This window comes from Niabella sp. CPT15-335-S11 (assembly GCF_058792415.1).
On record NZ_JBYTEI010000001.1, the window covers coordinates 432,308 to 447,209 of the forward strand.

At 46.1% G+C, this 14,902-nt stretch carries 7 protein-coding genes; 4 read left to right on the plus strand and 3 right to left on the minus strand.

Features of this window, described 5'->3' with window-relative positions; genetic code table 11:
- Positions 1-140: 140 nt before the first annotated feature.
- The 3 genes from AC3WS5_RS01835 to AC3WS5_RS01845 are packed head-to-tail and all read right to left on the minus strand — an operon-like array spanning position 141 to position 7,160.
- A complete protein-coding gene (locus AC3WS5_RS01835) occupies positions 141-3,872 on the minus strand; it encodes an AAA family ATPase (RefSeq protein WP_492465488.1) in 3,732 nt (1,243 codons plus the stop codon).
- A gap of 2 nt (positions 3,873-3,874) precedes the next feature.
- The gene (locus tag AC3WS5_RS01840; RefSeq protein ID WP_492465489.1) at positions 3,875-5,125 is read right to left on the minus strand and encodes an exonuclease SbcCD subunit D; all 1,251 of its coding nucleotides are present in this window, start codon (positions 5,123-5,125) and stop codon (positions 3,875-3,877) included.
- A gap of 40 nt (positions 5,126-5,165) precedes the next feature.
- A complete protein-coding gene (locus AC3WS5_RS01845) occupies positions 5,166-7,160 on the minus strand; it encodes a glycoside hydrolase family 97 protein (RefSeq protein WP_492465490.1) in 1,995 nt (664 codons plus the stop codon).
- A gap of 105 nt (positions 7,161-7,265) precedes the next feature.
- Here AC3WS5_RS01845 and AC3WS5_RS01850 point away from each other — a divergent pair, with 105 nt between their 5' ends.
- From AC3WS5_RS01850 to AC3WS5_RS01865, 4 genes are all read left to right on the plus strand, one after another.
- Entirely contained in the window at positions 7,266-7,550 is a 285-nt protein-coding gene (locus tag AC3WS5_RS01850) for a hypothetical protein (protein ID WP_492465491.1), read from the plus strand.
- A 380-nt stretch (positions 7,551-7,930) separates the two neighbouring features.
- Positions 7,931-9,286, plus strand: a complete 1,356-nt coding sequence (locus tag AC3WS5_RS01855) for a hypothetical protein (protein ID WP_492465492.1) — start codon at positions 7,931-7,933, stop codon at positions 9,284-9,286.
- 518 nt (positions 9,287-9,804) lie between these two features.
- A complete protein-coding gene (locus AC3WS5_RS01860) occupies positions 9,805-12,981 on the plus strand; it encodes a SusC/RagA family TonB-linked outer membrane protein (RefSeq protein WP_492465493.1) in 3,177 nt (1,058 codons plus the stop codon).
- Positions 12,982-13,011: 30 nt separating this feature from the next.
- A complete protein-coding gene (locus AC3WS5_RS01865; RefSeq protein WP_492465494.1) occupies positions 13,012-14,901 on the plus strand; it encodes a RagB/SusD family nutrient uptake outer membrane protein in 1,890 nt (629 codons plus the stop codon).
- Position 14,902 lies beyond the last annotated feature (1 nt).

The window sequence follows — 14,902 nt, forward strand, 5'->3', positions numbered from 1 at the left end:
GAAATAGTTTGACTACCTACTTGAGTCTGGTAGCAAATCGCTAGTCAATCCGACTTACATCAGCAATTTAGGTCGGAAAATTCTTGAATGTGATTCCTTCAAATAGCCGGTCGCACTCCTATTGCCAAACAATACCACTTTTACACCCCTATTATTTCGACTTTGCCTTTCCCGCTTTTCTGCTTGCTTACCCTAATCTGGACGGGAATCCGCTCGGTCATTTCCTGCACATGTGATATGACGCCCACCTTACGCCCCAGGTTGTGCAGGCGCTCCAAAGCATCCATCGCAATGTTCAGCGTGGTGGGATCGAGCGATCCAAAGCCCTCATCAATAAACAGCGATTCAACCTTCATGCGCCTGGAAGATAGCGAGGCTAACCCCAGTGCCAATGCCAGCGATACCAGAAAAGATTCACCGCCGGAAAGAGAGTATACGCTGCGCTCTTCATCGCCCATATCCTGATCAATCACACTCAGCCCTAACGACCGGGGTATCCTTTTTAACAAGTAGCGCCTATTGAGCGCCTCCAGATGTACATTGGCGTAGCTTATCAATACATCCAGCGTGTATTCCTGGGCGATCTGTCGAAACTTCTTTCCATCGGCGGAACCAATAACATCGTTGAGCTTAGCCCACTTGTCCACGACCAAAGCCTGTTTTTCTATTTCCTGCAAAAGCAGACCGATCCGATCTTTATGTATCTTGTCTTCTCCTATTTTGAAATCGATCTCGCTGACCTTTTTATTGCTTTGCTTCAGGAAAGTCGCAACTTCATTTTGCAGTTCAGCTAATTCTTCAAACGTCTTTTCGGATAATCGTTGTTTATCATGAGATTCCAGGGACTTGTTCCGCTCAATCAAAACTGAATTAGCGCTCATCACCGCATCATCAATCTTGCGCAGTTCATTTCCTTCTCTTTCAATCCAATTCTGGTCAAATGCTAATAAGCGCAATAACTCCGCTTCAGTGAGCATCGTTCCCTGCTGTTGATTAAAATCAGCTAGCCATTCCTCCTGTTGCAACGCTAGCCCGGCTTCCCGCCCGGACAATGACATCTTATCCGTTCCTAACTGTTCGAGCTGAGCAGTATTTCGTGTAATACCACTCTTCAACTGCTCACCCTCTTTGTTCTTATCTTCCAACTCACGTCTGGCAGAGGAAACCGCGGCCCTCAACCCCACTTCTATTTCCTGAACCGGGGACCCGTTGAAAATGGACCCGCGTTCTTTAGAAACTTCATTCCACAGCTCCTGCACCTGATTTAATTTTCTTTCCCGAAGATTCAAATCTCCCCCGATTTCTGTAACCTGTTCTTGCATCTTGTCTATGGTAACAGTGAGAACACTCGACTTCTTCTCATGTTGCTCGAGGGCCTTAAGGTTATCCCTCCAGTCACTAGCAAATTTTTTAATCTGGCTCAGAAACGTTTCTGAATCTTTCTGCCAGTTCTCGAACCACTGCTCCGAAGAAAAATAAGGCGACAGGTTTTGCCTCAGCTTATCCAGGCTATCACTTGCCTTCTGCCTTTCCCGGGTATCAGCCTGCATTAACTCTCCGAGAGAAACAAGTAATCTGTCAACGTCTTTAATATTATTTTCATGTGTTGTCAAATTCCTATCGAGCCCGATCAAAACATCATTTACGTTTTCCAGTTCCTGCTTTTGCTTTTTATAACTGATTAATTGCTCCTGTAACTGATACTGCCTTGCTTTCTCCTCCTGTAATTTCTTCTCAAGCCAATTTTGTGTCGCTATAACTGGGACTGTTTTGGCTGATGCATAAATGCTAAATTCAGACCAGGTTTTCTCCAGTTCCAGCGCCGACGCGGTCTTCCTTGAAATATCTACTTGCTGCGATGCTATTATCTTGCTTAATTGCGCACAAGCTTCAGCCAGGCTACTATGAGATCTCAAAAGCCTTGTATATGCTAATTCCGATTGCTGATAGCTCTCCTTCAATTCGTCAAGGACATCATCAAGCGGCGGTTGATGCAATGCATATGGATGCTCCGTGCTACCACAAACGGGACAGGGTTCGCCCTGCTCCAATAGACCGCGAAGACGCTCTACACTTTCGGCCGCGACCAGCTTCGCTTTCTCAAATATTTTAAGCGATGCATCCCTTTCAATCTTTTTCGCTTCCAATTCTCTTGCTATCTCCTCTAAATTCTCTGTTTGCTGCAGAAGCTCGTTTTTGTTCTGCTCTAAAGATTTCTGGAGTGATTCTTTTTCTTCGATTGTCGTATATAATATTCGCCAATGGGCAGTTGCGGCAACGATATCTCTGACCAGATTGTCTGTCTCCTTTTCATCCGCCTCGATACGATTTACATCAATCCCTAATAAGCTTACCTTAATCGTATTATGATTAATTTGCGTTTGTTTCAAGGAATCGCGAACCGTCACAAGCTCACTTTCCAAACTTATCTTTTGCTGCTCGTGGGCTTTAATTTTATTTTCTGAGTCATTGATGCGGGAATCATAGCGCTTTAGATTTTCGAGTAACCCTGTAGCATCTTCCAGCTTGGATACGATGATACTTTCCTGCTCAGCTATCGCCCTTCGCACCTCGTTGTCGCCTATCCACTGATGAAGCTTTTCAAGCTCCCGTTTCAATCCTTCGGATTCTTCCTGTGTCCGCTTTAATTGATCCTTTTGTAGTTCTTGCTTTTTGCGGATCGCCGCCAGCTCCTCATTAGCCTGCGTAAGCTGCCCTGCTTTCTCGTCTAACTGGACATCCAAGGCTCTTGCCCTGGCAAGTTGTGGCTTTGCGTTTTCCTCATTCTCCGTTTTATTATTCAGGTCATTGGTCAATTCAAGTATCAGACCATTCATCTTCTCTTGCTGCTGTTGCAGATCAGATAACCCGACGCTCAGCTCTTTCGATTGATTTGCATTCATCGCTAGCTGATCCCGAACATCTTTTAACCTGCTAACAATCGGCCTGATTTCCTGCACCCGTATGATTTGCTGTAATAATTTCTGGCGTGGAAGCGCTTCAGTCTTATCAAAACCGGCTGCTTCATACTGCGCCTTGGCTGCCTCAACCTGCTTCTGCAAATTCGTGTGCTGTTCATGCCAGGCCTGCTCTTTCCTTAGACCTTCTGCCTGCTGTTCGCTTGATTTTATAGTCGCCTCCAGGTTTGTTTTTTCTTCGTTTAGTGCTTCGATTTCTTCAGCAGTCAGCGTCGCAATTCCACCTCGTTGAACAGTCAAATCCCTCAGTAACTGCTGCTGTTCGCGATGGTTTTCAAATACTTTTTTTGAAATCTCTGAATAGACATGTGTCCCGGTCAGTTTCTCAAGCAACGAAGATTTCTCATCTTTACCCGCTTTCAGAAAAGCCGTAAAATCTCCCTGCGCCAGCAGCACCGAACGGGTAAATTGCTCGAAATTCAATCCCACCAACCGCTCTAGTTCTTCAAGAAGTTCCGTTTTCCGTCCGGGAATATCCTGGTTGGCGCTAATGTTTTTTAAGGTGATTTCTGCGGCCTGCAAATTGCCATCGGCTTTGTTCCGGGCCCTCCGCACCCTCCATCCTGCGCGGTAAGCCTGCCCATCTACTCCTATAAAATCCACACCCGCAAATCCCTCGGAAGCACCATCTCTTAAAATGCCGCGTACATCGTCCTGTTTGATTGTACTGCCTTTTACGTCTGTTACATCGATGCTATTTTCGGCGGAGCGGTACCTGGGAGCCTTCGCATACAAGGCGAGGCAGAGTGCATCCAGTATCGTTGATTTTCCTGCCCCCGTAGGTCCGGTGATGGCAAAAATACCTGCCGAACTCAGTGGCTCCCTGGTAAAATCAATCTCCGTGATGCCATCCAGGGACGCAAGATTCTTCATTCTGATAGCTAATATTCGCATGACTACGCTTCCATTTCATCGACTTCCCGAACAGTCTGCTGAAATAGCTTCAATAGATCCTCGGGGAGCGCGCTGTTGTATTTGCTCTGATATACTTTATGCAGTACATCCTCAGGTTTTAGATCAGTCAACAAATCGGGTGCAAAGGTCGCAGACTCCTCATGTCCTGTCGATAGTGTTTTGTAACGCAGATCTATTCTCGCGAGCCGTACATTTTTACCCGCGAGCGCAGATTCTATTTTATGACGAAGTCCTGGTTCAGGCCCACCCAATAATACACGAACCTCCAGGTAAGGGGCAGTGTCGGATTTCAAATTAAGATCATCCAATTGTTCTAAAGCATCGATAACCTCAGCGAGTGAACTATGAACCGATGGAATCCGCACCAGAGGCACGGAAACCGGTATTTCAATGGCCTGCAAATTTTCAATCTTGTCTTCTTGTATTTCAAATACGATAACCTGATGTTTGTAATTGATTTCCGAAAAAGACATAGGTAAGGGGCTGCCGCTGTAGCGGATGTGTTCCTTGCCACCAACCCGCTGTGCTTTATGAATATGTCCCAACGCAACATAACTGATATGTTCATCAAAGGCCGATGCGGGGATAGATTCAACGCCACCCATAATAGGTCTTTCGGTCAGATCTTCATCACCTGTTTCTGCCTGCTGCGCGTGCAGGTGACCCATCGCGATAATTGCCTGACCTGGCTGTCTCATCGACAACGCATATTGATAGGCCCCCCGATAAAAAGCAATGATACCCTCCGTATATGTATTAGTCGCGTTAGAAATTGCCGGATAATCTCCGATTCTTAAGAACGGAGCGGCAATGCACCAGGCTCGTATCTCTCGGTCTTTACTTTTTAGCGGCATAATAATTTTGTCGTAATTAATCTCGCCCGTTTCGCTTTTTTCAATAAGGCCGACAATATGAATATTGGACGATTCCAGGAGCGGCTTGGGCGACTCTAATCTTGACGCCGAGTCATGATTGCCGGCTGTGACGACGATCTGCAACGCCGGTGTTGCTTTTACAGCCCGGTTTAAAAAAGCATAAAACATTTTAACAGAAGCCGCAGAAGGGTTCGACAGATCAAACACATCACCACTGATCAGTAAAACATCGATCTTCTCACTGGTAAGCGCCTTCAGCAACCAATCCAAAAACTGCTTGTGTTCGAAAGTCCGGTCGTACTCGTGAAAGAGCTGACCAATATGCCAATCGGCGGTATGCAATATCTTTAAATTCACAATAACGATTCTGTTTTAACGAGTGAAAAAGAACGGATACTCATTTCCTTATTCTGGCTGCCAACCCGCCATTCCGCGCAAGCCTCACTTCAAACTCGTCACCCTTACGTACGATTCTTTCGTTCCGTCGATAATCCATCGCCTGCGTTGGCGCATTAATGCCATCTTCAAAAATAGTCATTTTGTACTCGCTACCGGGGTTAAGGAAATCCAGTTTGATTTTGAATGTTTTCCATTTATCGCCATCATTTCTGATACCTCCAATAAACCATTCATCTCCTTTTCGTTTCGCAACAATTACGTCTTCACCTAACCTGGCCGACAAAACTCTTGTTTCATCCCAGGTGGTGGGCACCGACGTTATGAAATCAGTAGCTTCAGGGTTCTTATAATATTGGGTAGGATTATCAGCCAGCATTTGTATGCCGCTCTCGAATACAACATACAAAGCAAGTTGGTAACAACGTGTCCCGATTGACGCAGAATTTGGCCTCCTGGAAACATACACTTCGGGTTGCATACTGATCATAGCGCCGGGCGTGTAATCCATCGGACCGACCGAATTACGGATAAACGGGAGATACAAACTATTATTGGGCGTTGCGCCCCCCATTTGCTCCATGCCCCTCACACCTTCAAAAGAAAGAACATTGGGATAAAGAAACTCCAAGCCAGACGGCTTAAAAGCCCCATGAAAATCGACAAACAAATGATGCGTAGCGGCTTCTTTTGCGACGCGCTCATAAAAATTCACCATCCATTGATCTGAACGGTCCATAAAATCAATTTTCACCCCCTTCACACCCCAGTCACTAAAAGTCTTAAAGAGATTGAAATTCTTCTCCACGGTCAGCCAGGTCAACCACAGCACGATGCCCACGCCTTTTTGTTTGCCGTAGTCCACTAACTGATGTACATCGACTTTTGGATTCGGCGTAAAAGGATCCCGGGTATTGGCCGCCCATCCTTCGTCCATCAGGATATATTTGATCCCCTTTTTTGCTGCAAAGTCAATGAAATACTTATAGGTATCCAGGTTGAATCCAGCTTCAAAATTGACATCCGGCCCGTAGGGCGATGCACCATTCCACCATTCCCAGCTCACCTGACCAGGCTTGATCCAGGACAGGTCCCCGAGTTGACTAGGGCCTGCTAGCCTGGCGTTCATGGTGTTGGTCAGCATAGCGCCCTCATCTTGAGATATTAAAAAGTAACGCCATGGATACTCTCTGGTGCCTTTTGTCTTAGCAATATAATCAGCTTCTTTAAGTATTTTCACGCTGCGATCACCATCGTCTCCAAAGTCCAATGGCACCTTAGGGAAGGTCGCTCTAATGCTATTGGCAGAGGCGGGAATAAAAAACATTCCGGGGTAGTCGCGCAAATTGGTCTCCGACATAAGGACCTTTACACCTTTCGCGGTTACGCCCAACCAGGGCAACTCAGCCATTTTCCCCGACGTCTGCCATTCATTAATATTTTTCGTAACGTATGGCTCCTCGTAAGAAGTCTTGAAAGACCCTGGTTGCTGCATATGAAACTGAACTTCATCTGCGAAGGTTAATTCCAGTTGCTCGTTCATGACTTCCTGCTCGCCCTTCAGGTTGGTTAGATACCTGTAAGCTATCCCATCGTCAAATAACCTGAATTCAATAGATACACCATTTCTGAATTTTAGCATAACATCCCTGTAATCTGATTTCACTGTCGAAAACTTCATCGGAATTGGAGGCTTTATTTCCTCATAAACTAATCTTTCGCTGGCGTTGCGCAACGCCCAACCTTGCGGTAACGGAGCGTCTTTCATGAACAATCCGATATCAGTCTTCTCTATTACGATGTTTCCCGCTAAAGACACTGAGAAGGAGACTCGGTTAGTGCGTTCTATTACCAAGGTTAAGTTCCCACCCGGAGACTTGTATTGTAGGGGCTGGGATATAGCAAACACGTTAGACAAACAAAAGCAAGCGATTAATAATGCAGTTTTTGTTTTGAACATGTGGTTCTTTTTACTAAATAAAAAATTAGTTTTCATCGTTTAGTTGTGTATTCTTTTATTGACAGTTATTCAAAATAGATAGGGGTTCCCCGGTGGTACATTGTCCACTTTGCAACGTCGTCGGGTGCTAAAATACAAACTTTGAAGGTGATGATCCTATGTAATTTCGATGATCAGGCTTTGCATAAACCCGGCGCCGCCAATCGCCAGGATTGGTTTCCCTCGTTCGGATTTAAGTGCACTGATTTCCTTTGCCAGGTCGCCTTCAAAAACCGGGCTTCAGCCCAGGAAGCAACTGCGCGCGACTGCCCCGGCGTACTTGTGTGTACAGGATCAACCACTGAAAAACCTTTTTTGGTAACGAGCGCCTTGGAGGGATCAGCAATCGTTTTTATCCATGGCTGGTCGGCGACCGGCAGAACCTGAGACGATTAGATTTCCTTTTTTAAAGATAAACTCAAGTTTATTCTTGTTGATTTGCCTGGCTCCGGACTCACTTCTTACCGCCAGGGTTTTGAAGATGATGCCGCCAGAAGCGGCCAAAAACCGCATCCCTAGAATTTACACCAAACTTGCCTCTAATTGAAACCTAGACAATTCCGAAAGAAATTTCAAATGAAGAAAACCTACCTTTACGCAACAAGGAATGATCAACTTACTGGTTTACCGTTCAGGGATGGACAAGCTTTGCCGGCCCTGCACAAGATTGCGTTTTACCCTTATATTTGATGCTGTTTTTATGATCGTAAAACGCGATCCCTAGAAAGCAGACCAACGGAGTGCAATAGCAACTAAGTTTGTAGGATATGGATGAAGCAAAAGACAAGCGATACATTAAAGAGATTATAAAAGAATATAATATCCGGTTTGACTCCTGGAGCTCGTCGGAATTCTGGGATCTTGATCAGTTCAGGACCTTGGAGCATATGATTTTTGAAGCTACCGATATCCATGTAAATGCCAATACGCTCAAACGTTTTTTTCAGCAACGCACCGAGAACCCTCAGTTAGCAACAAGGGACGCACTATGTCGCCTGCTTGGCTACGCCGGCTATACGGATTTTGTTTTAAAAAAGACGCAAAAAGAAGAGAAGGCGCCGGAGAAGCCGGTTGCATTGGAAGATATAATCATAAAAAACAGTCCACCGCCGACAACTAACCCTCAGGTTGTGGAAACGGTAGAAAGACATCCAATAAAGGCAAAAAAAACAACCCGCCTCCCTCTCTATCTAATGGGCACCCTATTACTCATCATTGGCGGGTATGCACTATATGTATATAAAATAGAAGACTTGTACATAAATCGCCTGATATCGAAAATAAAATTCACAGCGGTAAACACAAAGGGCGCCTATCCACTTACGGTTAATGTGTCATATGATATCCCTCATCAGTTACTGGATGATGTGGTGCTAGTTTACCAGGAATCCACAGGCGATACCACTGAAAAAAAGCTGGTAAAACCTACCGGTCGCGTGAATGCCACTTATATTTACGAAGGCGATGGATTCTGCCGCCTAAAGTATAAAGGGCAAACCATAAGAACCATTAATGTTGAAGCTCGCAAGCCAGGCTGGTCAATATTTACCCGGAATGAACGAAAGGGAATCTTCCGTACCCTGCCCATTGAAGAAGCCTATAGTGGTAAAGGATATCTGAATCTACCCCTGGATAGAGTATTGCCGGAGGCCAGACCGGGGCATTTGTTTGTAAGCTACGTTTATTATAAAAAAGACCTTACAGACGGAGATAATTTTATCTTGGAGGCGCGTGTGCGCAACGCCGCCGAGGACAATGCCATTCCGGTCTCTGATGTAATCATGTACCTGCTATCCGACACTGGCATGCATGGCTTTGCATTAAATGAAGCTGGCTACGCATACATGAAGTTCATCGGCAGCGAAAAAACTATAAAAGGCGACGAGTACAACTTAAGCGGCGTGCACTTTAATGCTTCCGTCTGGCATGTCCTGAGTATTAGAGTCGCTAATAAAAGGACTGCTTTTTATATGGATGGAGTTCAATTGCTAAACATTGCCTATCAAAAACCAATCGGCATGGCCAATGAAATAATTCTTCGCTTTAAAGGCTGCGGCGCTGTGGAATATGTAAAACTGCGTAAACTAAATGGAGCGCTGGTGTATCAGGCAAATTTTAACTAATGCGCGCGACAGCCATACCTGGTTAGAATGTAATCACCCTTCAATTTTAGATATATCATAACTCGTTGATAATCTTTAATCTGTAATTTTTGTACACACTTTGTATGTGTTTTGCTCTTGCTTTATCGTCCTTTTCTATTGTATTTCGGGACCGGTTGCCATTACTTTTGAGCATTACAATTATCTCAGTTTATCAGCGTTGTTATGACAAGAATAAGATTCTTCCATCTTCCGGAGACAGCCAATTTTAACGCTGTTTTGCTTGACCCTGCCTCTGCCGAATTTAGCTCCGGCCGTCGGTACCTTTTAAAAAAGGAATTAACCCATCCGCCGCCTTTCAATAAAACAGGAGCACAAGCTTCGCTACAAGAATAAAGGATAAAAGTGAGTAAAAAGAAACAAACAGTGTTCTTTATGTTTTTGCTGCCGTTGTTTTCTTTTCTCTTTTTCTGTTAACTCATGAAAGCACCACCGATGGATTTGCAAAGCGTTTTTTCATTTTAAAATTATAAAGTCATATGAAAATGCAAAAGTTCTTTAATATTGTCCTTATCCTGCTGCTCCTCTCTGGAGGAGGGCAGCAATTGATGGCTCAGGACAAAACAGTAAGGGGACAAGTTGCTTCAGAGCAGAATGAGCCCTTAGCAGGAGTTACGGTCACAGAAACCGGAACGTCAAACAGCGTAACGACGGATGCTAACGGAAAGTTTTTGATTTTGCTTCAAACTACAACATCCACTTTAACCATCACCAGTACAGGTTATTATACCAAGACCGTTCCTGCCAGTAGGGGCAATGAAATGATAAAAATCACGCTATTTCCAGAAACGAAACAACTGGACGATGTCGTGGTGATTGGGTACGGAGTGCAAAAAAAAGCCAATCTCACAGGATCTGTGTCCTCCATCAAAACAAAAGATATTTCCAGAATGGCCGTTTCAGGAATTGGGAACCTCATCCAGGGCCGCGCGGCAGGTGTACAGGTTATCAATTCCAGTGGGGATCCCCGCTCTAACGGGACCATTATTATCCGCGGCGTAGGAAACATCCGCGGCATGGCACCACTCTACGTTATTGACGGGGTGCCTGCAATCGGCAATACCGGGTTTAATATGAACCCAAAAGATATTGAAGACATCCAGGTACTGCGGGATGCTTCTTCATCCGCTATTTACGGATCAAGGGCCGCCGGTGGTGTGATCCTGATAACCACAAAAAGAGGCGCACGCAATGAAAAGATGAATGTTGACTTTTCTCTGAACCAGGGATATAGAACGGCCACCTTTCTGCCGAAACTGTTGGGTACGCCAGCGTATAAAAGGGCCTGGGCAGCCATCATTCCTTCAGCCTCCGGCTGGGACGAGTCCGTGAATACGAATTGGGTGGATTATTTATACCGAAGAGGAAAAGAACAAAATTATAATGTCTCGCTGAACGGAGGCAGCCAGAAGCAAAATTATTATGTATCAGCCGGCTACCGGCGTGTAGATGGTGTTGTCACCAACTCCTGGTCAGAAAAATACAGCATCCGGTTGAATAGTGATTACACGCTTGGAAAAATGTTCAAGGTTGGGCAAAGCCTCAATTTATATTATTACTCGGACCAACCACCTGCAATATCGGGCAATGCTGCCAATGCAGATGCGCTGCCATTCCGGTCCTCACCGATGATGCGTCCGGTTAAAAGCGATGGAGGCTGGGGAGGCCTGCCGGTATCGGGCAACTACAACGGAGGTAACTGGGCCGCACAGGTAAACACAATCAACCGGCGTTATAATTCACTGGAAGCAGAGGGAAACCTATATATTGATTTTGAACCAGTTAAAGGATTGCACTTGCGTAGCACAGGCGGTGGCAGTTGGGGTACGAGTATGGCCCGCCAGTTTGAACCCAAGTGGTTCGTATCTGGGCAAATTAACCAGTCACAGGACAACCTAAAAAAACAAAGCAACCTGTCCATGGCCTACGTGGGCAACCTGGTAGCCTCTTATGATAAAAAGATTGGCGATCATGACTTTAAGCTACTAGCCGGGACAGAAGCCCGAAAGTCCTCTTCGGATTATCTTGCGGGCTCTATTTATGCCATCGGTTCCGCGTATTCGGTGCCGGCGATTCCAGATGCTTTCCCGGTTGGTTTTGCCGAGTCCTCAGCAATCAGCAATGTGCCGGGTAACAGAGCAGGACGGTCTACCGATATGGACTATGGCATATCTCGCATGCAAAGCTATTTTGGCCGGGTAAACTACGTATATAACAATAAATATATTTTTGAGGCAAACGTACGCCAGGACATCAGTGACCGCTTTGCACCAAAGTACAGGAAGGGCGTGTTTCCGTCTGCAGCCCTGGGGTGGAGGCTAGTCGCTGAGCCGTTTATTAAAAACCTCCTCCCCAGATTGTCGGAGCTGAAACTGCGGCTTACTTATGGAAGCCTCGGAAATGACGGGGTAGGAAGCTACGCGTACATCCCTTCCCTGGCCAACTATGAAAAAACCCAGTTCAACGAATTGCCTGGTACGGGGAGTGTAAGCGGCTGGGGCATCGGAAAAGTGGCCAATGAAAATATCCGCTGGGAAACCGTAGTCACTTCCAACCTCGGTCTGGATATCGGGATCCTAAACAACCGTTTAACTTTTACAGCCGATTACTATGTAAAGGATACCCGTGACATGCTGTATCAGCGCCGACTTCCTCTGAGCTCAGGAATGGCCGGTGGGCATAGCTCTTCAGATGTTTATGCCATCGATATGAACCTGGGGAAGATGCGGAACAAGGGGCTGGAGCTTACTATAAACTACCGGGATCATTTTGGAGCACTTGGCGTGGATCTGGGAGCCAATGCCGCATTCAACCGAAACAAAATTCTGTCCTTTGGTGGGGAAACATTGCCAATTGATGCAGGAACCGCAGGTGGCTACTGGGCCGGAACAGTTACTCGAACAGCGCTCAATGCACCCATATCGCAGCTCTACGGATTCAAAACAAACGGACTGATTCCCGATCAGAAAACCATCGATGACCTGAATGCAGCAGCACAAAGCGCAGGAAAGGCCTATTGGTATTCAGCCGGCTCCGGGCCCGGGGATATTTGGTATAAAGATATCAACGGGGACCATGTTATTAACGATCAGGACCGAACAATCATCGGCAACCCCCTGCCCAAAATGACCTATGGGTTCAACATCGGGTTATCGTTTAAAAACTTCGACCTGCTCTCCTTTTTCTACGGTGTTTACGGAAACGATGTTTATAACGGGATGGTAGGATATTATCAGAGTGTGTATAACGATTATAATACTACAAGCCGGGTGTTCAACAGCTCATTCATGTATGGTAATGCTCTTACCGATCAGCCTCGCTGGGGTTACTTAGCGGGGAATGCCTTCCAATATGATCCAAACGGCAACTACAAACGGATCTCGGATTTTCATATTCAAAAGGGATCATTTCTTCGTTTGCAGAACTTGCAGGTAGGATATAACCTGCCTGTGCGGTGGTTGGAGCGCATAAAAATGTCCCGCGCAAGGATCTACTACAGCGGGCAGAACCTTTTCGTAATCTCCAAAGTAAATTATGCAGATCCCGAAGTGGGTTTTGCCGGAGCCAATAACAGCGCCCTGCAACAAGGTATTATATCCCCCGAGCTCTATCCAAAATCCCGCTTGCATTCATTCGGTATAGAATTCGGATTCTGATTATTTACATAAATAAAAATTTTGATAGCAATGAAACAGATTTTTATAGCAGCAATGTGCCTCTTTGGAAGTATTTTTTGCGGATGTAATAAAGGGTTTGTAGATGAGTCTATGCCCTACAATGTGCTAAGCCCGGAGGCATTTCCCGAAACGATGGCACAAGTAGATTATTTTTTGAACGCACCATATGCCAATACTCATAGTGTGGAGTTATTTGGCTATTTAGTGCTGGGCCGATTCTTTTATAATATTGATCATACCGGCGACCTGGCCTGGCTTGGTACCAGTGAATGGAACGAATTGCAGTTGCTACGCATAAGTGCCGCCAACAGCTACTCCGGCGCCCCCTGGCGTGGATTGTATCGTGGCGTACAGCAGGCGCGCACTTTTATTGATCTAATTGTACCCCGCTTTAAGGAAAAAAAGGGGTCATCATTAAGTCCCGCCGATACCATGGCGTTGAGGAACAAACTGGGAGAAGCCTATTACCTCCGGGCCTGGCATTATTTTTTTCTGATGAACCTGTATGCACAGGAAGTAGTAGTTAAAAAAAACGGGGATAACACTGCACCCGGTGTCATCCTGTTTACATCAGACATTAAGATCGGCGACCGGCAGGATGAAATGCGTGCGCGTAGTACGGTAAAACAGTCCTGGGATTACATCATCAATGATCTTAAAAACGCCATGAGCCATCTTTCTGATCCAGCTAACGGGTCAAAGAAAACATGGACAGGAGCAAACCAGGGACGCATAGATTATTATGCAGCCGAGGCGCTGCTGGGCCGCGCCCTAATGTACCAGGAGCGTTGGGAGGAAGCCCGCGACGCCCTCCTTGATGTAGTTCAGCATTCCGGAAAATCACTGATGCGCTTCGAAGATTATTATAATATGTGGAACGGCAATCCGCAGTACTCGCAAACAGAAACCCATAATACAGAAGCGCTGCACCAAATCACCATTGTCCGTTCCGGCGATAATGCTATGGCAGGCCCCTCTACTGCTTCTTCTGTAAGTCTTCTCATTACGCCCTTCTATGATAACGGTACGCCCGGCGGAGCCACACCAGGGTACGGCAATATGTTTCTGCACGACCGCAACCTTGGCCGCTTCGGATTTCCACAAAACTATTACCCTGTGATGAAGAACCTGGGCACACCGGGCCGCACCGTGGATGCCTCTTACGTGGACTCCTGCCGTAATATGAAGACGCTGAAGCGTTACAGCATCGACCCCGACCCACGCCTGTGGGTTGCCGCCTACCAGCCTTGGGTAGACACTGTGATGAATAATACCGCAAAGGTGGCCATACTACCTTATGGTGGAGGCACCGAAACGGAATACCAGCTGAATCAGCGCCAGAGTGCGGACATCATCAAACATGGGTGGACACTCCGCAAGTTCAATCTTTACGATATGCAAGCCAGTCAGAACCCCCGAACGCATGGGGCAGATTTTTATTTTACGCGGTTACCCGAGGTTTATCTCAACCTCGCAGAATGCTACTGGAAGCTGAGCGGAAATAATGCAGATGCCAACGCTCTCGATTATATTAACCGGGTACACCGGCGTGCCTGGAATGTCGCGGATGCGGCAGCATCCGTAGAAGTGGATTACACGGAGGTCGCCTCCAACTCAAAGATTACCAAGGCCACACTAAACCCCAACAAGGCCGACGGCACTTTTAAAGACCAATTGGCATTAAATGCACTCTATTATGAAACCTGGGCAGAAACCTTTGGAGAAGCAAAATGGTGGTTTAATGTAAGAAGATGGGGACTGGGTGCAAACGAGGCAAAAGTATATGAAAAAACAAGGGCCGGGGCGCTTAGCTGGTTCTCAGACAATCAATATGCATTGCCGATCATTCAAACAGAACTAGACCGAAATGCCAACTGTGTGCAGAACAAAGGATATTAAA

Coding starts and splice junctions, on each gene's coding strand:
- AC3WS5_RS01865 (WP_492465494.1), top strand. CDS start 13,012: ATGAAACAGATTTTTATAGCAGCAATGTGCCTCTTTGGAAGTATTTTT.
- AC3WS5_RS01855 (WP_492465492.1), top strand. CDS start 7,931: ATGGATGAAGCAAAAGACAAGCGATACATTAAAGAGATTATAAAAGAA.
- AC3WS5_RS01860 (WP_492465493.1), top strand. CDS start 9,805: ATGAAAATGCAAAAGTTCTTTAATATTGTCCTTATCCTGCTGCTCCTC.
- AC3WS5_RS01845 (WP_492465490.1), bottom strand. CDS start 7,160: ATGAAAACTAATTTTTTATTTAGTAAAAAGAACCACATGTTCAAAACA.
- AC3WS5_RS01835 (WP_492465488.1), bottom strand. CDS start 3,872: ATGCGAATATTAGCTATCAGAATGAAGAATCTTGCGTCCCTGGATGGC.